Below are 19,899 nucleotides of genomic sequence, written 5' to 3' on the forward strand. Positions count from 1 at the left end.
CTCAATCCGGGGTGTCGGGCGTGGTGATGTCGCAGTCCTTCCGCGTGAGGGGACGGGGGTCGCCCGCCGGTCTGGCGCACAGCTTCGTGGACACGACAGCGCCGTCGTCGCCCTTGCGTACCCGGACCAGCGCGATGCCGTGGCCCTCGCGGTCGCCGTACACGGGGGCCTTGGTGAAGTCGATCGTGCCGGTGGCCATGTTCTTGAGCGTGACCGTTCTGAGGTTCACCCACGTGGTGGCGCGGTTCTGCGGTTCCCGGCTCGGGCCGCGGCTCGCGCCTTCGGTCAGGGGCCGCTGCGGCTGCCGGCTGCGGCTGCGGCTCGCGGCCTCGTACAGAGCCTGAGTCGCGTCGTGCGAGAGAGCGGTCTGGCCGTTGCGGAGGAAGGGGCTCGTGTACGACGCGTCCTTGCCGTCGAGGCCGGGAAGGAATTTCTTGGCGTTCGCGTAGAAGAGCGTACCGTCGGCGGGCGTTTCGAGATCGGCCAGAGAGGCGTGGTAGAGCGTCACCTTCTGGGCCACGGGTTCACCGCGTCCGAAATCCGCCTTGGACAAGTCGTCGCCCGTGATGACGGCGATCCTCCGGTCGCCGCACCTCGAAGTCAGCTCCGACATCAGCGGCCCGACGTCCTCGGTCCTGCCCGCGAAGTAGATGACGGAAGGAGGCTCGCCCTGTTCGCAGAGCTTCTCGATCTGGTTCTCCAGTGACGCCGTGCCGACACTCACCTGGTAACGCAGCTCCTTCGTGATGAAGCCCTCCCTCTTCAGCATCCGCCCGCCGTAGTACGCCTGCTCGTCGGTGTAGAGATCGTCGCTGCCGAGGGTGTTCCGGGCGAGGACGGCGGCATACTGCGGCTTGGCCGGAGTGCGAAGCTGGCGGACGAGAATTCCCAACTGGTCGGCCTGCCAGTTGTCGGGCGCGGCAAGGCTGAACCAGTTGGGCATCTGGCGCGGGAGATAGGCGGCCGAGTTCGTCCCCGACACCACGGGCAGGCCCGCCTCCACCAGCCGCTCCGCGGTGGCCAGGCTGGTCTTGAGATCGCGCCCCAGCCCGATCACACCCACCACGGTGGGATCCCTCTCCGCGTACGTGGCGATCCTGTCGGCCATCGTCTTCTGCCGGCTCATGTCGATCCCGCCGTTGGCGGGCAGGACACGGAGTTTGACCTTGTTCCTCCTGTTGATCACCACCTGCGCCAGATAGACCCCGGCCAGTTCCTCGGACCCCTTCACCAGGGGCCGCCCGCCGTCCTCCGGGGAACTGCTCAGCGGTCCGGCGTACACCACGGTGACATAGGAGCCCTGGTGGCCCCGCTCGATCCGCGCGTTCTCGGCGTGGATCCGGTCCTCCAACTGCCCGAGAGTCCATGGGACGGCGTTGTCGGCGGTTCCGTCGTCGGCGGTTCCGGTCTTCCCCGCGTCGGCGAACCGTACGCCGCCGGTGGCGATTCCGATGCACTCGTCCGTGCCGCCCACGCCCTCGACCAGCTCGGTGTCGTGGTTCGCGGTCAGTACCCCGGCGGAGCAGTAACGGTTCCGCAGATCCCACCAGGAGTAGCCGAGCGAGCCCACGATCAGCAGTCCGGCGAGGGAGAAGACGGGCAGCGACCAGACGAGGCGGGCGAGGGCCGGGCGCGACGGAGCACGGGTGCACCAGCGTCGCTGCTCCTCCAGCCGCCGCAGGTCCTCGGTGGGCAGCGCGATCCGCAGTTCCCACGGCACCTGTCCCGACCGGCTGGGTGACTGGCCGGCCCGCAGCCCGTGCTCCCACTCCTGGTGGGCCTGCCGGATGCCGTCCCGCAGCCCGTCGGAGAGCTGAGCGGCCTGCTGGACGGGGCGGGCGGAATGGTGCTGGTCGAGCAGGCGCACTTGGTCCTTGGCCACGGAGGCCACCAGCAGGAGCGGGTCGAGTTCGCTGCGGACACTGCGTACGTCACTGACCGCCTTGATCAGCGCGAAACCGCCGCCCTGTTCATCGGCGCCGGGCAGGAAGAGCATCGGGGGCCGGGTGCGTTTGAGACCGCGCAGGTCCCAGCTGCGGCGGCGGTGGTTGTCCCGCAGATCTTCGAGGAGCGCCAGGACATGGAGCTGGAGCTGCGCCTGCCCGCCCTCGCGCACACTGTCCGCCACCTCGTTGGCGCGAGCCGCGATGGCCCTCCAGGAACGGAACGGATGCAGCAGCCGCACTTCGGAGGGCTGCTGACCGGAGACAGGCAGGAGAAAGGTCGTGGTCAGGAACCAGCGGCTCTCGCGGCGCAGCCACAGGAAGATCGGGGCGCGCCCCGGCAGCCAGTAGTTGAGGGCCGTGAGCAGCGCCAGGATGCCGAGTACCGCGGCCAGTGCCACCCACAGGTCGACACTGGCCAGCAGCACCGCGAGCCCGGCGACCACGCTGGCCGGGAGCACATGGGCGGTGTCGAAGAGGGAGGGGCCGACCCGCCAGCGGGACCCCGCCCTGGGCCGCCAGCGCTGTTTCGCGAGCTGGTCGAGCAGCTGCTGTTCCCGCTCGCGTTCCGCGTCGGGTGTGGTGGGCGAGGGCGGCGGACCGTCGCGGTCCAGTTCCCGTACGGCCTCCTCTATGGCGCGCACCAGCCGCAGCCGGGGGAAGGCGTAGCGTCGGTACAGCGCCCCCGGGGAGTCCCAGCGCCGCGGTTCCCCCAGTTTCCGTACGAGATGGGCGGCCCGTACGGGCTCGGGCGCCTCCCGTGGCGCCTTGGGCGGAACGGCGAGACGGCTGCCGTGTGCCTCCTGCCCGGCGCGTAATTCCTCGACGAGCTTGCCGACCCGTTCGTCCTGGGCGGACTCCTCGGCGTGCAGGACGATCACGGGCATCAAAGGATCGCTGGTGCGGAATTCGTGGATCAGTGTCTCGATATGGGCCTGGACGTCGATCCCCGCCTGGGAAGACATCCGCGGGTGTTCCTGCCCGCACTCCGCAGGGCCACGCCGGTTCCGCTTTATCAAGGCAACCCCCCCTTCACCAATGGTGAGTTGCGAGAATAACCGTTACCGGAAGGGCTGGAGAGGTCCCGAGCGGCGACGATGCACAACCGGTAGGGAGGGGAAAGGCGGCACACCGCGGAGGGTGGAATTCCGCGGAAGATGGGGCTCCGCCTTTCGGACGCGCTTCTCACGTGGACCGGCACCCGGGGCGGGTCGGCGGTCGGCCGGCCCGCCCCGTCCTGCTGGTGTCAGGGGGTGCAGTTCAGGGTGCCGGCGCGCAGGGCGTGGCCACCGTCGTTGGCGTCGTCGGACCACACAACCGGCTTCTTGCCGTTGGCGCAGGTGGACTGCGGGGCGATGGCGAAGCCCTCGTTGTTGTAGTCGGACATCCCCGAGGGGCGGTCGTGGACGGCGGTGGGCCTGAACCGGCCCTGGGCGTCGATCTCCAAGGTGGAGGTCCGGCCCTGGCAGGTGTCGTCACAGGCCGCCCACAGAAGGCCGGTCGCGGGCTCGAACTCCAGGTCCATCACGGCGGGGAAGCCGCTGGAAACGGTGGCGACGCGGGTGTATCCGGTACCGGACAGGTTGAGGGCGTAGGCGTAGATGGTGCCGTTGGCCTCCAGGCCGACGAAGTACAAGCCGGTGCCGTGGCCCGGGTAGGAGGCCGGGTCGTAGGCTGCGCCGGTGTGCTCGTCGCGGAAGCCCTGCGCGGTCAGGAGGGAGTCGGGGACCCAGGAGATGCCCTCGGGCCCGGAGTTGGCGTCGACGGCGGGCAGGTCGGAGGTGAGGTTCCAGCTGCCGGTCGCGTTGAGCGACGAGGCGCTGGAGGCGACGTCGAAGCGCAGGATCTCCGGTCGGCTCTTGCCGTCGTTGTCGTTGTCCCGTTCGGAGACGGCGAACATCCCGTCGGGGGTGACGACCACGCCTTCCGTATCCGGTTCGCCGCTACCGCCCTTGTAGTGCAGGGACTTGCCCGACGACCAGCCGGAGGCCGAGTCGCGCTTCCAGGTCGTGCCGCTGGGCACCAGCCGGTAGAGCTTGCTCGGACCGTTGTTCACCGCCCACAGCACACCGGGGCTCTCGAAGGACAGCCCGCTGAGGTTCTCGCCGAACAGGTTCGAGGCGTCCGCGACGGTCACCGCGGATCCCCCCGGCCACGGCCCCTGGACCGGAGTTCCGCCTCCGCCTCCGCTGGTGCCGCACGCGTTGGCCGCGCCCTCGGTCGCCGCGGTCGTCGTGGTGAACGCACCCGTGCCATCAGGGCAGCGTCCGTACGTGGTGTCGGCGTGGTCGGTCCAGGAGTAGGAGTCCACCAGGGCGCCATTCGCGTCGTACAGCCGCGCGGAGTCCTTGTCGCCCAGCCCGAACGACGACTCGACGTCCAGCGCGAGGAACGCGCCCGCGGCGAGCGATGTGTTCTTGGCGATCTTGTAGGAGTGGTCGTCGTCGTTGTCCTTCACGACCCACTTGGACACGTCGACCGCGACCGGGCCGGTGTTCACCAACTCGACCCAGTCGCCCGAGCCGCCGCTGGACTCGACCTCATTGATCCGTACCGTGCTCTGCGCCGCTTGGGCCTGCGCGTGCGCGGATGCCGGGGCGCCGGCCAGGCCGAGGGCGAAGGCGGACAGTGCGGCCGCGGTGAGTCGGGCTCTTCTGTGCCAGTGCGTACGCAAGATGGCCAGTCCTCTTTTCGTGGGGGAGGAGGAGAGCGAGCAAGGAGCGCGCCGACGCTCCCGGCGAAGCTTCCGCCACACCGGCGACGGCCATCTGAACTCCCCGCGAACAGCGGGGAGTCGGCGCAGACACCACACCGCCCTCGCTCAGACTTCGGCGGGCTCTTCGGCGGGCTCTTCGGTGGACGCTTCGGTGGGCTCTTCGGGGGTCATGGCTTTCTGATCCCGCGGCTCCGGGCCGGGCCGGCCCGGCAACAGGAGCCGGCAACAGGAGACAGAGCGGAACAGCCGCGGCTGTGAACGCGGCGCGGCGAAGGGGAGGGTGAAGGAGAGGGTGAAGGCGGCGATGGCGACCGGGCGGGGTCCGAGGCGGTCCGTGTACCGGCCGGCGAGCGAGCGGGAGAGGAGGGTGCCGACGCCCTGCGGGATGAGCAGCAGCGCGGCGCCGAGGGCGTCCTGGCCGCGCACCTGCTGCCGGTGGAGCGGCAGCGGCATGGTCCCGTGGAGGGCGGCGGCGCCGGACAGGAACACCAGCGCCGACGACGAGGCGAGGGCGCGGTGACGGAACGGCCTCACGTCGATCAGGACGTCCTCACCCTCGTACGGGAGATCAACGCCGCCACCCGCGTCCGGCTCGTCACCGTCATGAGCGTGCGACTGGCCGGCTACCACGAGGAGACCGGAACCAGCCCCGGTGATCTGATCGAACCCCCGGCCGTCGGCACGATCTTCCTCGCCCTGGTGCGCCGACCGCGGCAGCACCGTGAACGGGCGGGGCCGCCGCGGGGGCCGGACGGTGATGATGTCCGTGTCCGGTAATGGCCGGTCGACGAGCCGTCGGCGGTCGCGGGGAAACTCTCGTCCGGACGCGGAAGCCTGCGCACAGTGGTCACGACGCCAACGTCACCCGCCGGGGGGAGATTCGGCGGGATCACACTCGATGTGGGGGTAATCATGCGCACGCGTATCCGCTCTGCCGCAGCCGTCGTTGTCGGCGCCTCGGCCCTGTCCGCTCTCGCCCTGCCGGCCGTTCAGGCGGCTTCGGCGGCTCCGGTCGCTCCGGCCGCTCCGGCCGACGATGTACAAGGCGACACCCAGATATCCAACGTGATCGTCAACGACGGCAAGTCCATCGTGGTCGGCGCTACGGGCAAGGCGTCCGTGACCGTCAAGCTGACGGCCTCCGACCCGAACGGCATCAGCGACGCCGGCGGAATCCTGTACCACGGCACCGACGTCAACCACAACGACTGGGGTGTGACGCTCCCCAGCTGCGGCGAGCACCTCGTCACCACCTACACCTGCACCTTCGCGCTGAAGAGCACCTCGGCCCGGCACTTCGGCGTGAGCAAGAACTCGCAGGCGGGCACCTGGAAGATGTGGGCCTACGCCATCGGCGCCGACGGCGACTACAGATTCAGGGATCCCGCGAAGACCTTCAAGGTGCTGCGCGCCACCAAGCTGACCGCCAACGCGGCCCCGGAGCCGGTGAAGAAGGGCAAAACCATCACGGTCACCGGCAGCCTGACCCGGGCGGACTGGGAGAGCCACAAGGACATCGGCTACGGCGGCCAGTCCGTTGTCCTCCAGTTCCGCAAGGCCGGGACCACCAACTACGTGAACGTCAAGGGCATCAAGTCCACCAGCACGGGCTCCCTGAAGACCACCGTCACCGCCGCCACCGACGGCTACTACCGCTTCACCTACGCGGGCTCGGCGACCGCCGGCGCGGTCAGCGCGACCGGCGACTCCATCGACGTCCGATAGGCATCGCACCGTCACACTCGCGGACACACACCACACGCGGCGCCGGACCGTCCTCAGGGGCGATCCGGCGCCGCTTTCCGCGCGTCGCCCATCGCGGGTTCGCGCGCGCTCGACCACGCTGGACGCCCGAGGCAGGCCCTGCGGGTCAGGGTCACCATGGCCAGGGCATCGCGTTTCGGTCATCCAGCACTATGTGTGCGCGCCCCCCGGCGGGCCGCGGTGGTGGGGTGACGGCGGTCAGACGCGGGCCTTGCGGCTGCGGGCGAAGGCGAAGGCGAAGGCCGCGCCGCCGAGCGCCAGGGCGGCGGCTCCGGTGCGGGCGACGGTCATCGTGCCGTTGCCGCCGGTCGAGGCGAGCGAGCCGGTGGCGGCCGGGGCGTCGCCGCCCGTGGTGCCGGAAGCCCCGGAGGCCCCGGGGGTGGCGCTGTTCCGGGTGCCGGTCTGGGGGGAGGGCTGGTTGCCGCCGCCGGTGCTGCCCGAGCCGCCGGTGGTACTGGTGGCGGCGCCGCCCGGCACGGTCACGGTGAAGGTGCCGGTGTTGTTGGCCTTGTCGGTGTCGTACGGCAGCGCGCCTCCGTAGGCGAGCTGCGCCGTCACGGAACTGCTGGTGGTGGCTGGGGCGTCGGCGTCGACCTTCACGGTGAAGGTCAGCCGCTGCGTGTGGCCGCTGTCGAAGGGGGAGTCGAGGTCGCACATGTACTGCGGCGCGCCGAGCGCGGGCTCGCCGCTGCCGCCTTCGGTCCACGGGTCGCACGCGGCGGGCACCCGCGTCGTGGTGGTGCCCCTGGGGATGCCGACCAGCAGGCCGAGGTTGTCGTCGTACGTGGAGCGGTCGACCGAGGCCGGACCCAGGTTGCCGACCGTGGCGGTCAGCGTGGCCGTGGCGCCGGGCTCGGCAGTGGCGGTGTCACCGGTGACGGCGAGGTCAGCGGTGTTGGCCGCGTGGATGGCCCACTGGGAGTGCTGGGGCGCGCTGGCGGCCGGCGGCGCGCTGCCGTCGGGCACGAGCGACAGGTCGGCGGCGCTCGCGATCCTGGGCGTCACCGGCACGGTGGTGGAGGTGGCTGTCGGGGCGTAGCTGAGGAATTCGTAGAGCGCGGACTTCTTCACCTTGAGCTTCAGCGCGGTGGACAGCTTGTACTTCTTGCCGGGTTCGATCGGGGTGGTGAAGTGGCACGTCGCGATCGTCTGCTCCCATCTGCCGGTGTTTTCGTCGGTGTCGTAGTCGCAGTTCGGGAAGTGTGTCGCGAAGGAGAGGCCCCGGGAGATCGCGAACCGGTAGTCCGTGGTCGCGGCGGTCAGCGAGCCGGTGTTGGCCACGGTGATCGGCGCGGTCAGGGTGCTGCCGGGCTTGGCGTCGTCGATCTGCTTGATGGAGTTGACGACCAGGCCGACCGCGCCGACGGTGACCTTGACGGTGAAGGGGGCGAGCGCCTTGCCGGAAGCGGTACCGGTGATGACGGCCGTGCCGCTGGTCCCGAGCGCGGCCTCCGGCTTGGCCTTGATGTCGACGATGCCGCCGGTTCCGTTCTCGTCGACGTCACCGCGGTCGAAGGCGCACAGCCCGTTGACGCAGAAGTCGTTCGAGGTGCTGGTAAAGGAGCTGATGCCGGTGATGTCGACGGTGACGCGGACGTCTTGGAGGGTGCTGCCGTTCGAGTCCAGCCCCCAGCTGACCTGGCCCTCGCCATCGTCCGGCACCGCGAGCCCGACCGCGGGGGCAGCGAACAGATACGGCGCGGACCCGCCGTCCGCGTGTGCCGGGCCGGTGGCCAGAGCCCCTCCGAGCAGGGTGACCGCCGCCGCGGTCAGAGTGGCCGCCCATCGGCGCCAGGTACGTATCGACATCGTACGGTTACCCCCATGGTCCTCGGAGTACAGGTTCAGGACACCCCATGCGACCCCCGAGCGACCCGGATGGTTGCCCTGAGCGCCCGTCGGCCTTCACGAAAATCCGAGAGCGAACATGAACGCCGCGGGCGAAGGCTCAACACTCCATCAGCGGTCGTCAGCCGCCGTCGACTACGGGATCTGCCGGATGCTGCCGAGGCCACCGTGCGGTCAGTCAGGCGGAGTTGGGGAGTTGGGGACGGTTCGTCGGAGCTCTGGCGCGGTTGACGTCGTCGGCCGGGAGTTCCACCGGGTCCGCGACGAAGCCATCAACGACGAAGCCGTCAACCGCGTGTTGCGGTTGCTGCGGACGGGCGTCCCGGTCGAGTTGTCCCGTGACCGGGCGCCTTCCACGGTCACGGGACGGGGCGACCTGTTCCGGCTCGTCGGGGCGGCTGCGCCGTATCGGTCGGGTCCGTGCGCGCCCGGTGGACGTCTACTCACGCGCCGGGCGCGGTGCGATGCTGGCTTGGGGTGTGCGGCCGGGGCGTGTCGGGTGCCATGGCCGCCGGGAATGGGGAGGCCGAGGGCATGCGGTGGTTCGGCAGACGGCGGGAACGCGGCGACAAGGGCACCGGCGGTACGGAGCGGTCCGGCGCCCCCGAGCCCGGGGCGCGCGAGAGTGGGCGGACCGGCGGGGAGGGGATTCCGCCGCTGCCCGGCGAGTATGCGGACGACACGGACGGTCCGGCGTCGATGACCGCACTCCAGCGCGCGGCCTGCGCGCTCCGGGCCTTCGTCCAGGGCGACGAGGCGCTGGCGGTGACCCTGTGCAAAAGGGCCATACTCGTCGGTGCCGGGACGGAGCTGTTCGCCATGGCCGAGTACCGGCTCGGCATCGGCGTGGCGGACTATCAGGCCGTGCGGCACCTCCTGGACGCGGCCGGCGTAGGCGGCATGGCCCCCGCCCACCCCTTCCCACGCGCGGAGGCCCTGAACAACCTGCGCGCCAGGGACGCGCAGTGGACGGAGCTGTGCCACAGGGCCCGGTCCGGGGACGGTCCGTCATGTTCCGACCTGGGCGTCCTGCTGCGCGGCTGGGGTGACGAGACCGGCGCCGAGCACTGGTACCGCAAGGCGATCGACGCCGGCGACCCCACGGCCAGCGGTGCCAACAACCTCGGCAACCTGCTGCGCGACCAGGGCCGGCCCGACGACGCCGTTCCCTGGTGGACCCGCGCGGCGGAACAGGGCGCCGTGGCCTCCATGGTCAGCCTGGGCGCTTTCGCCTATGAGCACGGGGACACCGCCCTGGCGGAACGCTGGTTCCGCGCGGCGATCACGGCGGGGGATCCGGACGGTGTGGCCGCCACCAACATGGGCGGCATCGCCCATGATCAGGGCCGCACCGGGAAGGCCGCCCAGTGGTGGGCCCAGGCCGTGGACAAGGGCCACGCACCGGCCCTGACCCAGCTCGCCGGCCTGGCAATGGAACGGGGGGACCTGGAATCCGCCGAACGGCTTCTGCGCCAGGCCCTCGATCAGGGCGACCCTCACGCCCTCAACGCGTTGGCCTTCCTCCTCGAACGCACCGGCCGCACCGAGGACGGCGGCCCCACGACGGGTCCACCGGCCCCCACCACCGACTGAGACCACCGACTGAGACCACCGATTGAGACCACCGACTGATACCGGCAACGGCCCTGGAGCGGCAGCCATCTGACAGGCCATCAGTACTGCGGGCACCTGACATACGGTGAGAGCCACGGTGCCACCGGCCGGGCCGTGGCCCGGCCACGGTTCGGCGATGGCGTGGCGCGAGCCGCCACTGCCTCCGGTACGAGCCCTCTCGTACGGCGCCCCGCGGCCGCGCGCCCCCGCAGCCCCGCCCCGCGCCCGGCTATCGCGGTCACTGTCGAGTACAGGCCCCGGCGCGCGCGTCCGAAGTGGCCCGGCCGGGCTGGGCTGCCGGGCCTCCACCGGGCGGTGACGTACGGGGCGCACGGCCGGACGAGCCGGCCCTTCCACCCCTCGTCCTCACCGACCACCTCACCGACCACCTCGCTGATCTGGGGGTCATCCTTCGGCCGGAGTCGAGGTCAGGAACCGTCGCCGTCCGCCGGTTCGGGGGTGCGCTCCGGCCCCGGCGAGGCGCTGGCGCGCCCGGCCGGTGAGGACGGCGGGCTCTGCGGCGATTCGCCGGTCGGCTGAAAGCCGCGCTCCTCGTCGGGGGACTCCAGCCAGGCCTGTTCCATCGGGGTCAGCGGCTCGTCATTCGGCTGTTCCTCGGGCATCTGCTCCTCGGGCATGCGTGGATGTCCCTTCGTCGTCCGGACCGCCGGCAGGTACGGGTGCGCGCACCAGCTCAAGCACGTCGATGTTCTCAACGCGTAGATACAGCCCGGCGGTTCCCGTCACCGGCGCGCCGATGCTGCCGTCGGAACGCATCTCGTACGCCCACTCCAGGAAGAGGTCCGCGCCGTGGGGATAGCCCGAGGCGTACGAGCGCGTGCCGTACCAGCCGCCCACCCACGTACCGTCCTTGAGCCTGGCACGTATGAAGCAGGGGGCGCCGTTGTCGGCGGCGCCGAAGAGGTGGTCCCAGGCGGTCGGCGCGGAGCGGTAGACGGCCACGGCCCGGCGTCGCTGCCACCAGGAGACGGACGCCGCCGCGGCGGCCGGGACGGCCAGGAAAAGCGCCAGCGACCACAGGCCGACCGCTCTGGGGTGCGCGGCGAGGGCCGTGTACTGAAGGCCCTTTCCCGTGCGGAAGGTGTCCAGGAGCTGGGGGCCGATGGCCGCGGCGTAGACGGCGTTGAGGGCGACACTCGCGGTGATGGCGCGCAGCACCCGCTCACCGAACTGGGACTCGCCGGGGACCGGGCCGCGCCATCGCTCGCGCAGGTACTGGTATGAGATGCCCGGCAGCACCAGGAGGACCAGGAAGGTCAGTTGCTGCACGGAGGACGGAGGCTGCATCGGCTCACCATCGCATCCCCGCGCACGGGTGTCCCCCGCCTGGCACCATCGTTACTGTCGGGACGGGAACGGCTTTTGACGGGCGGCTGTCACCGTGCGGGGCCGCGGTGCGGGGGGTGGGCTGATGGATCGGCGGGGGGATCTGCGGAGGGTCGTTCAGGAGCGGATCGGGCGCATCGCGCGCAGCCAGGATTTCACCCTGGCCCTGGCCGACGAGGCGCTCGCCGAGGCCCAGGCACTGACGGAGGCGCTGCACGGGGACGAGTCCGACGTGCCGGCCCGGCATGTGCTGGGGTGGTTCTTCTACACGCGCCACCTCGCGCTCGCCGCCGCCGGGAAGGGAGAGCGGGACCGGGAAGTGGCGCTGGACCTGCTGGAGCCCGTCCTGGCGCTGGGATACGAGACCGTGCCGGCCGAACTGCGGCCCACGCTCGCCGAGCGGATGGTGCCCGCCGCCCTCGGCATGCGGGCGGAGGACGAGGAGACGGCGGTGGCCGTGGTCCGGTTCGCCGTACGCCTTCTGGACGCGCTTCCCGTCGCCCACCCGCGGTGGGCCGGGCTCGCCCGCCGCGCGGCGGCGCTCGCCGTCTCGTTCCGGCCGGCCGCGGCCGTGCTGGACGAGTTCACGGCCCGGCTCTGGGGGCGGGCCACGCCCGGCTCCGCGGAACTCGACGCGGTGGTCACGGTCCTGGAGACCCAGCTGGCGGCCCTGCCCGAGAACGCCCCCGAACGGCCCGGCTACCTGTCGAACCTGGGCCTGGCCCTCTCGCGCCGGTACGCGGCGACCCGGGACGCGCGGGACCTGGAGGCGGCCGTACGCGCGGGACGTTCCGCGGTGGACGGCACCCCCGACGACGCCGAGCACCGTGCCGTGCGCGCGAACCAGGGACACAATCTCACCTCCGTCCTCGTCACGCGGTATGAGCGCGAACCGACGGACGACCATCTGCGCGAGGCCATCGACGTCGCGCGGCAGTGCGTGGCGGACACCCCCGCCGAGGACCCCAACGCCCGCGACCGGTCCGGGAATCTGGCCGTCCTGACCCGCCTCGCCCACCAACGCACCGGCGACCCGGGCGACCTGCGGACCGCGATCGACGCGCACACCGCGGCCGTCGACCTCGTCCCCGAGCCGGAGCGCGCCACCTCGCCCCATGTCGGCAGGCTGGGCACACTGCTGTGGCAGCGTTACGAGTCGCAGGGCGACGCCCTCGACCTCAGCGGAGCCCTCGACCTGCTTCAGCGGGCACGGCCCCCGCTGCCCGCGCGGGGAGACGGTGAGCCGGCGATCGCGCATCGGGTGGAGTCGCCGCCCGTGCGGGGAGACGACGAGCGCTCCGTGCTGGTCTCCCTGGGCGGCGCGCTCCTCGCCCGCCACCAGCGCCACGGCGACCCGGCCGACCTGGACGACGCCGTACGCTGCCTGGAAGCGGTGGGCGGGGACGACGTGATCGCGACCACCGCGTCGGCCAACCTGGGGGCTGTGCTGTGGGCCCGGCACTCGCTCACGGGCGATCCCGGCGACCTGGACAGGGCGATCGCCCGCCTGGAGAACGTCGCCGCCCGCCTGGACAGGGCGATCACCCGCCTGGAGAACGTCGCCGCCCGCCTGGAGAATGTCGCCGCCCCCCTGACCGGGCCCGATCCGGCCGGCTCCGTCACGCACGCCAACCTCTCCCTGGCCCTGCTCTCCCGCCACCAGCGCTCCGGCGACGCCCGCGATGTGGAGGCCGCCGTCGCCCACGCGCGCACCGCTCTGGCCCACGCCCCCCTGGACGGAGCCGTCCGCGCCGAGCGGGCGACCCAGCTCGGCAAGGCCCTGCACGCCCGCCACCAGCTCCTCGGTGCCCCGGCGGACCTCGACGAGGCCATCGACGTCCTGACCACGGCCCGCCCCCATATGCCGGCCGGCCACCCCAAGCGGTCCGCCCTCCTGAGCACGCTCGCCATCGCCCTGCACACCCAGTACAAGCACTCCGGGGCACTGGGCGACCTCACGGACGCGATCAGCGCCCACCGTACGGTCGTCGACCTGCTCCTGCCGGAGAACCCCCTGCGCCTGGTGGCCCAGTCCGACCTGGCGGTCGTCCTGTGGTCACACTACGAACGCACCCGCGACCGGGCCGCGATCGACGAGGGGATCACGATCCTGCGCACGGTGTGCGACGCCACCCCGGCCGACCACCCGCAACGCCCCGGCCGCCTCGACAACCTGGCCATCCTGTTGCGCTCCCGCTTCGCCGGCCTGGGGGAACGCGGGGACTGGCAGGACGCGGTGGAGGCCGCCGAGGCAGCCTTCGCGGCGACGCCGGAGAACCACCCGGACCACGCGATGCACGCCAACAACCTCGCCGGGATCCTGCTCACCCCCTTCCGCGCGCGTACCTCGCTGCCTCCCGCCGATCCCGATCCCAATCCCGATCCCGATCCCCGTTCCGACCCCGATTCCGATTCCGATCCCCGTTCCGGCTCCCGCTCCGGCCCAGGCTTCGAAGCCGACCTGGCCGCCCTCGACCGGGCGGTGACGGCCGCACGGTCCGCCGTGGCGGCGACCGGACGGCACGCACCCGCGCGCGGGGGCTATCTCTCCGTCCTCGGCAACGCGCTGCGCCTGCGCCACGACCGCACCCACGACCCCGAGGACCGCGACGACGCGGCCGCCTCGTGGGAAGAAGCGGCCGGCACCGCCGGGGCGGCCCCCACCCTGCGCATCCGCGCCGCCCGCGCCCTCGCCTCCCTGCTGCGCGACACGGACCTGCCCAGGGCCCGACGCGCCCTGGAGGCCGCCGTGCCCCTTCTGCAACTGACCGTCCCCCGGCACCTGGAGCGCGACGACCGGCAGCACGCCCTGAGCGATGTGCCGGGTCTGGCCGGCGACGCCGCCGCCCTGGTCCTGGCCGACCCGTCACTGCCCGCCGCCGAACGGCCCGAACGTGCCCTGGCAGTTCTGGAGTCGGGCCGGTCGGTGCTGCTCGGCCAGGCCTTGGACATCCGCGGCAGCCTGGCCGACGTCCGCGCACACGCCTCTGAACTGGCCGACCGTTTCGTCCGCCTGCGCGACCTGCTCGACCGCCCTTCGCAGCCCGCGCCGGTCACCGAGGGCGATCCCGTACCCGCGTCGGGCCGGCGGCAGCGCTGGGCGAAGGAACTCGACGCCGTCCTCGGGGAGATCCGGGAGCTGCCCGACCTGGACGGCTTCGCGGCACCGCTCGCACCCGAGGAACTGTCGGCCCAGGCCGGTCAGGGCCCGGTCGTGACGTTCAACCTCAGTACGTTCGGCAGCCACGCGCTGCTGCTCACCACCGAGGGCGTCACCGCCGTCGAGCTGCCCGCCCTGACACCGGGAAGGACCGCCCGGTCGGTGGACGCCTTCCACCGAGACCTGCGCACCACCTCCGACCGGAAGGTCTCCGGCGCGAGGCGGCTGGCTGCCCAGGACCGGCTTCGCCAGACCCTGGCCGAGCTGTGGACCGACGCCGTCCTCCCCGTCCTGAAGGCACTGGGCCTGCACTCCCCGCCCCCTTCCGGCAGCCCTCTGCCCCGTGTGTGGTGGGCGCCCGGCGGACTGCTCGGCATGCTGCCCCTGCACGCCGCAGGCGTACCGGGCGGGCCGAGCCTCCTGGACCACGCCGTGTCCTCCTACGTCCCCACCATCCGGGCGTTACGCCACGCCCGCAGCAGGAGCGGCCCCCGCTCAACCCACCCGGCGCTGATCGTGTCCATGCCCGTAACCCCGGGTCCCCGGGAACTGCGCGACCTGCGCCACGCGGTCACCGAGACCGACGCCGTGCGCCGGCATCTGCCCGAAGCGGCCTTCTACGCGACCGGCGAAAACGCGGAGAAGGCCGGCGTCCCCGCTCCGCGGCGCGCGGCCGTGCTCGCCGACCTGCCAGGACGGGCCGTGACCCACTTCGCCTGCCACGCCACCACCGACCACACCGACCCGTCCCGCAGCGCCCTGTTGCTGGCCGACCACGCGACCGCACCACTCACCGTGGCGGACCTCACGGCCATCGACCTGGACCGGGCTTTCCTGGCCTATCTGTCGGCCTGTACCACCGCCACCACCCGGGCGGCCGACCTCCTCGACGAGGCCGTCCATCTCGCCGCCGCTTTCCATCTCGCCGGATTCCCCCATGTCATCGGCACCCTGTGGGAGGTCCAGGACCTCTCGGCCGCAGGACTGGCCGCCACGTTCTACGGCAACCTGTCCCTGGCGAGCACCACCACCGGTTCCCCCGGCGGCCGTTCGCCCGATCCGGCGCGGGCCCTGCACACCGCCGTGTCCGAACTGCGCCGCGCCGCCCCCCGGCTGCCCTCGCTGTGGGCCGCGCACATCCACTTGGGCGCCTGAACCGCCGGTGGGCCTGACAGCACGGCAGGTGCGGCTGCTGATCGTCAGCTGGGAAGCGGTCAGTCGGCGACGGGAGTCTCGGGCTGCGTCTCGTACGAGTGCTGGATCGCTTGACGGTCGTGTCGTCGGTGTGGTCGCGAGGGTCCGGGTTGATCGCCGGTGCGGTGTGAGAGGTGTCGCCTACCGGACCTTCGCGTAGACACGCATCTGTTCGGCCAGCCGGTCGAGTTCGGCCGACTCCGCGGGTGAGGTGTTGCTGAGTCCGCTGTGTGCGGCCGTCGAGCTCCGCAGGAAGCGCCGCAGCAGGGGTACGAGCAGCCCTTCCGGCAGAGTCCGCAACGCGGCGAATCCGCGCGGGACCGGTGGCGTCGGCATGGCGGCCAGGTTCTGCCGCATGAGATGGAGCATGCCGCGGACCGCGTCCGGATCGTCGGCCAGCGCTGCCGGGCCGCCCGCCGCCCGCACCGCTTGCCCGAGTGGCACCGTGAACGCGGCGTGCGTCTTGAGCCAGGCATCCATCCGCGGCTCGGGCCTGGCGTTGATCCCGGTGGTACGGAACGCCTCCACGATCCGTTCCAGTCGCGGGGTGGTACGGCCGTCCGGTTCGCCGATCGGCATCGCGACCCGGCGGGCCAGGAAGTTGGCCGCGCGGTGGCGGACCACGTCGCCGTCCATCGTGCCGCCGGCCGCGGGGAAGCCGAGCAGCACCCGCTCGTGGCCGATCACCGCGCCCAGCGGCTCCGCGCCGGCCGCCCAGCTGAGCAGGAACAGCACGTCGCCCTCGGAACCGGCGAGTGACTCCAGCACCGCGTCCATCTGATGGGTGCGGACGAAGACGGCGATCAGGTCGTAGCCGCCGGCCGGGTGCTCGACCACCGGTACCGGTACCCGCCTGACGGCCGGGCTGTTCTCCTCGGCGAGCCGCACGCCGCCGTGCCGGCGCAGGGCGGCCAGCCGCTCGCCCCGGGCGAGGAGCGAGATGTCGTGCCCGGCCTCGTGCATGCGGACGGAGAACAGGCTGCCGAGAACCCCGGCGCCGTACACAAGCAATTTCATGACAACCCTCTATCGTCTGTTCGATCGTCTGTTCGGTTCAGTCATACGTTCGTTTGATTCGAACGTCTGTATAGTATGCACATGGCGCCAACCGACACCCGCACCAAGATCCTCGACGCGGCCGAACACCTCTTCGCCGAGCGCGGATACCGCGGTACCTCGATCCGCGCGATCACCGACCTCGCCGGAGCGAATCTGGCCGCCGTCGGATACCACTTCGGCTCGAAGGCGGAACTCCTGGCCGCGGTCGCCCGCCGCGTGACCGAGCCCATCACCGCCGCCCAGCGCGCCGGGCTCGACAAACTGCTCGCCCGGACCCCGGACCCGGCGGTCACCGAACTGGTGGAAGCGTTCGCGGGGCCGCTGTTCGACGGGATGCCGGCCGGCGACGAGGGCGGCGCCCGCACGTCCCGGCTGCTCGTGACGATCCTCAGCGACCCGGCCGAGGAGGCGCGCAGCTGGACCGGCCCGGCCGAGGACACGGTCCGCGAGCGCTACCTGGCGGCCTTCGCGCGCGCACTGCCCGGCCTCGCCCCGGAGGAGCTGTTGTTCCGGATGCGGGGGATTTTCGCCGTGACGGCCGTGGACCGCGTCGAGGTCTACAACCGGCCCTCCCCGGCCTGCCCGACCCCGGTGGCGGGCGAGGCGGCCCGGCGCTGGGTGATCACGTTCCTGACGGCGGCGATGAGCGCCCCATCGAGCGCGGCCTGACGACCGGCCGCTCGCCGTCCAGGTGGTGAAGGCGACCACTGAGCACAGTGCGAAGGCTGCCACTGGGCACGGTGAAGGCAGCCACTGAGCAGCCCGGTCCCGCAGGGGCGGGACCGGCGCTCCCGCCTGGGCTTCCCCTACCTGCGGACCATGTCTGCCGCGACTTCCTACTGCCGCCGCAGTACAGCGCAGAGCCTGTCGGCGGACGACGACGATGACCTGTCGGGAGACGAACAATCGGGGCATTGGCAGGGGCCGGTCGTAGTACCGGCGGGTCAGCCCCGACGGGGCATCGCCCTGTCGTCTCGAAATACTGACAGGAGAGCTTCTTCCGTGGCTACCTTCCTCTACCGACTGGGTCACCTGGCGTTCCGGAAACGGCGATGGGTCGCCCTGATGTGGGTGGCGATCCTCGCCGCCACCGCCTTCGCCGCGGTCAAGGCCCCCGCGGCGCCCGACGACGGCTTCGCGATGCCGGGCACGGAGTCGCAGAACGCATTCGACCTGTTGGACCAGCGCTTCCCCTCGGGCAACTCCGAGGGCGCGGACGCCCGCCTCGTCTTCGTCGCGCCGGACGGTCAGAAGATCACCGCGACGCGGTACAGGGAGGCCATCGGCGAGGCCGTCACCGCAGTGGCCGAGGGCGGGCAGGTCGCGACCGCCCTTGACCCGTTCGACGCCCACGCGGTGAGCAAGGACAACTCGACGGCGTACTCCAGCATTTCGTACGCCGAGAAGGCCGAGGATCTCACCGACGCCACGAAGAAGACCCTCACCGACGCGGCCGACGACGCACGTGACGCGGGTCTGACCGTCGAGATCGGCGGCTCCGCGCTGGGGGTCGCGCCCGAGTTCGGCGGGACCACCGAGATCATCGGCGTGGCCATCGCCGCGGTGGTGCTGGTCATCACCTTCGGGTCGTTCGTAGCGGCGGGTCTGCCGCTGCTCACGGCGCTGCTGAGCATCGGTGTCGGTGTGGCCGGGATCGTCGCCGTGGGTCTCTCCACGACGACCACCACCCTCGCCCTGATGCTGGGGCTGGCGGTGGGCATCGACTACGCCTTGTTCATCGTCTCGCGCTACAGCGCCGAACGAGCCGCGGGCCACAGCCCCGCGGAGGCGGCGGCCCGAGCCGCGGGAACGGCCGGCTCCGCCGTGGTGTTCGCGGGTCTCACCGTGGTCATCGCGCTCGCCGGACTGTCCGTGGTGGGCGTTCCCACGCTCACGAAGATGGGCCTGGCGGCGGCCGCGACGGTGGTCATCGCCGTCCTGATCGCGGTGACCTTGGTGCCCGCGGTGCTGGGCTTCGCGCCGAAGGCCGTCCTCTCCCGCAAGGTCCGCACAGCTCCGGAGCCGACTCCCGCGACCGAGCCCAGTGCTCCCGCGACCAAGCCCAACATGGGCACCCGCTGGGCCCGTTTCGTGGTGGGCCGGCCCCTGCCGGTACTTCTGCTGAGCATCGTGGGTCTGGGGATACTCGCGGTGCCGACCCTCGACCTGCGGCTGGGTCTGCCCGGTGACGAGGCGCAGCCCACGTCGACCACCCAGCGCCGTGCCTATGACGACTTGGCGGAAGGCTTCGGGCCCGGCTTCAACGGTCCCCTGACCGTGGTCGTCGACGCGAAGGGCGCGCGGGACCCGAAGGCGGCGGTGGCGGCGGTCGCCAGGAAGCTGGCCGCGACCGACGGTGTCGTCTCCGTCTCGCCCGCCATGTTCAACAGGTCCGGCGACACCGCGATCATCAGTGCCACCCCCTCCACCGGTCCCAGCGAAGAGGGGACCAAGGATCTCGTTCAGACCCTCCGTGAGGAGAGGGCCGGCCTCAAGGCCGACACCGGGGCGACCATGCTCGTCACCGGCACCACCGCGGTCAACATCGATGTGTCGCAGAAACTCACCGACGCGCTGGTGCCGTATCTGGCGGTGGTGGTGAGCCTGGCCTTCCTGCTCCTGATGATCGTCTTCCGGTCCGTCCTCGTACCGCTCAAGGCCGCCCTGGGCTTCCTGCTCTCCGTGGCCGCGTCCTTCGGAGTGATCGTCGCGATCTTCCAGTGGGGCTGGCTGGCCGGCCTCGTCGGTGTCGAACAGACCGGTCCCGTGATGAGCATGATGCCGATCTTCCTGATCGGCGTGGTCTTCGGACTCGCCATGGACTACGAGGTTTTCCTCGTCACCCGGATGCGTGAGGCGTACATCCACGGCGAGAGCCCCGGGCAGGCGATCGTCACCGGATTCCGGCACAGCGCGCGCGTCGTCGTCGCGGCGGCCGTCATCATGATCGCCGTCTTCGCCGGATTCGTCGGATCCGGCGAATCCTTGATCAAGATGATGGGTGTGGGGCTGTCCACCGCCGTCTTCTTCGACGCGTTCGTCGTTCGCATGACCATCGTTCCCGCCGTCCTGGCCCTTCTGGGCGACACGGCGTGGTGGATGCCGCGCCGGCTGGCCAGGATCGTGCCCAACGTGGATGTGGAGGGTGAGGCGCTGGGCCAGGGACAGCCCGGCCAGGCCCTTCCGGGACACCTGGACGAGCAGGGCCGCGAAGCGGTTCACGTCTGAGGGTGAGAGACCGTACGCGAGCGGGA

At 71.6% G+C, this 19,899-nt stretch carries 13 protein-coding genes; 6 read left to right on the plus strand and 7 right to left on the minus strand.

Features of this window, described 5'->3' with window-relative positions; translation table 11 throughout:
* Position 1: 1 nt before the first annotated feature.
* The 3 genes from ACWGDX_RS04680 to ACWGDX_RS04690 form a co-directional block, all read right to left on the minus strand.
* Positions 2-2,908 (minus strand): ABC transporter substrate-binding protein, encoded by a 2,907-nt coding sequence (locus ACWGDX_RS04680; protein ID WP_453622232.1) that lies wholly within the window; start codon positions 2,906-2,908, stop codon positions 2-4.
* 281 nt (positions 2,909-3,189) lie between these two features.
* Complete coding sequence (locus tag ACWGDX_RS04685) at positions 3,190-4,617, minus strand: lamin tail domain-containing protein (RefSeq protein WP_453622234.1); 1,428 nt, start codon at positions 4,615-4,617, stop codon at positions 3,190-3,192.
* Between the two features lie 147 nt (positions 4,618-4,764).
* Positions 4,765-5,193, minus strand: a complete 429-nt coding sequence (locus ACWGDX_RS04690) for a hypothetical protein (protein WP_453622236.1) — start codon at positions 5,191-5,193, stop codon at positions 4,765-4,767.
* Here ACWGDX_RS04690 and ACWGDX_RS04695 point away from each other — a divergent pair.
* Together ACWGDX_RS04695 and ACWGDX_RS04700 are read left to right on the plus strand one after the other, a co-directional pair.
* On the plus strand, positions 5,176-5,436 hold the full coding sequence (locus ACWGDX_RS04695; protein WP_453622238.1) for a hypothetical protein: 261 nt from the start codon (positions 5,176-5,178) through the stop codon (positions 5,434-5,436). The two genes, ACWGDX_RS04690 and ACWGDX_RS04695, sit on opposite strands and share 18 nt — an antisense overlap.
* A gap of 135 nt (positions 5,437-5,571) precedes the next feature.
* Positions 5,572-6,384 carry a calcium-binding protein gene (locus ACWGDX_RS04700; protein ID WP_453622239.1) on the plus strand — a complete coding sequence of 271 codons (813 nt, stop codon included), beginning with the start codon at positions 5,572-5,574 and terminating at the stop codon, positions 6,382-6,384.
* Positions 6,385-6,621: 237 nt separating this feature from the next.
* On the opposite strand, the gene ACWGDX_RS04705 is transcribed toward ACWGDX_RS04700, so the two are convergent.
* The gene (locus ACWGDX_RS04705) at positions 6,622-8,232 is read right to left on the minus strand and encodes a hypothetical protein (protein WP_453622241.1); all 1,611 of its coding nucleotides are present in this window, start codon (positions 8,230-8,232) and stop codon (positions 6,622-6,624) included.
* A 543-nt stretch (positions 8,233-8,775) separates the two neighbouring features.
* Here ACWGDX_RS04705 and ACWGDX_RS04710 point away from each other — a divergent pair.
* A complete protein-coding gene (locus ACWGDX_RS04710) occupies positions 8,776-9,864 on the plus strand; it encodes a tetratricopeptide repeat protein (RefSeq protein ID WP_453622243.1) in 1,089 nt (362 codons plus the stop codon).
* 449 nt (positions 9,865-10,313) lie between these two features.
* Here the strand turns inward: ACWGDX_RS04710 and ACWGDX_RS04715 are convergent, their stop codons facing one another.
* Together ACWGDX_RS04715 and ACWGDX_RS04720 are read right to left on the minus strand one after the other, a co-directional pair.
* Positions 10,314-10,523 (minus strand): hypothetical protein, encoded by a 210-nt coding sequence (locus ACWGDX_RS04715; RefSeq protein ID WP_453622245.1) that lies wholly within the window; start codon positions 10,521-10,523, stop codon positions 10,314-10,316.
* Positions 10,486-11,193, minus strand: a complete 708-nt coding sequence (locus tag ACWGDX_RS04720; RefSeq protein ID WP_453622247.1) for a DUF6338 family protein — start codon at positions 11,191-11,193, stop codon at positions 10,486-10,488. The genes ACWGDX_RS04715 and ACWGDX_RS04720 overlap by 38 nt, the downstream gene beginning before the upstream one ends.
* Positions 11,194-11,317: 124 nt before the next feature.
* Between ACWGDX_RS04720 and ACWGDX_RS04725 the strand changes: the two genes are divergently transcribed.
* Positions 11,318-15,547 (plus strand): CHAT domain-containing protein, encoded by a 4,230-nt coding sequence (locus ACWGDX_RS04725; RefSeq protein ID WP_453622249.1) that lies wholly within the window; start codon positions 11,318-11,320, stop codon positions 15,545-15,547.
* A gap of 180 nt (positions 15,548-15,727) precedes the next feature.
* Here the strand turns inward: ACWGDX_RS04725 and ACWGDX_RS04730 are convergent, their stop codons facing one another.
* Complete coding sequence (locus ACWGDX_RS04730) at positions 15,728-16,603, minus strand: ketopantoate reductase family protein (RefSeq protein ID WP_453622251.1); 876 nt, start codon at positions 16,601-16,603, stop codon at positions 15,728-15,730.
* An 81-nt stretch (positions 16,604-16,684) separates the two neighbouring features.
* On the opposite strand from ACWGDX_RS04730, the gene ACWGDX_RS04735 reads away from it, so the two are divergent.
* Both ACWGDX_RS04735 and ACWGDX_RS04740 read left to right on the plus strand, forming a co-directional pair.
* Positions 16,685-17,314, plus strand: a complete 630-nt coding sequence (locus ACWGDX_RS04735; RefSeq protein ID WP_453622253.1) for a TetR/AcrR family transcriptional regulator — start codon at positions 16,685-16,687, stop codon at positions 17,312-17,314.
* 333 nt (positions 17,315-17,647) lie between these two features.
* Positions 17,648-19,873: an MMPL family transporter gene (locus tag ACWGDX_RS04740; RefSeq protein WP_453622255.1), complete on the plus strand. Its 2,226-nt coding sequence runs from the start codon at positions 17,648-17,650 to the stop codon at positions 19,871-19,873.
* The last annotated feature ends 26 nt before the right edge of the window (positions 19,874-19,899 follow it).

Source organism: Streptomyces sp. NPDC055025, assembly GCF_053608565.1.

What these genes read in the sequence shown, in the direction of transcription:
- ACWGDX_RS04680 (WP_453622232.1), bottom strand. Translation starts at nt 2,908, where the DNA reads ATGTCTTCCCAGGCGGGGATCGACGTCCAGGCCCATATCGAGACACTG.
- ACWGDX_RS04700 (WP_453622239.1), top strand. Translation starts at nt 5,572, where the DNA reads ATGCGCACGCGTATCCGCTCTGCCGCAGCCGTCGTTGTCGGCGCCTCG.
- ACWGDX_RS04705 (WP_453622241.1), bottom strand. Translation starts at nt 8,232, where the DNA reads ATGTCGATACGTACCTGGCGCCGATGGGCGGCCACTCTGACCGCGGCG.
- ACWGDX_RS04710 (WP_453622243.1), top strand. Translation starts at nt 8,776, where the DNA reads ATGGCCGCCGGGAATGGGGAGGCCGAGGGCATGCGGTGGTTCGGCAGA.
- ACWGDX_RS04715 (WP_453622245.1), bottom strand. Translation starts at nt 10,523, where the DNA reads ATGCCCGAGGAGCAGATGCCCGAGGAACAGCCGAATGACGAGCCGCTG.
- ACWGDX_RS04720 (WP_453622247.1), bottom strand. Translation starts at nt 11,193, where the DNA reads ATGCAGCCTCCGTCCTCCGTGCAGCAACTGACCTTCCTGGTCCTCCTG.
- ACWGDX_RS04725 (WP_453622249.1), top strand. Translation starts at nt 11,318, where the DNA reads ATGGATCGGCGGGGGGATCTGCGGAGGGTCGTTCAGGAGCGGATCGGG.
- ACWGDX_RS04730 (WP_453622251.1), bottom strand. Translation starts at nt 16,603, where the DNA reads ATGAAATTGCTTGTGTACGGCGCCGGGGTTCTCGGCAGCCTGTTCTCC.
- ACWGDX_RS04735 (WP_453622253.1), top strand. Translation starts at nt 16,685, where the DNA reads ATGGCGCCAACCGACACCCGCACCAAGATCCTCGACGCGGCCGAACAC.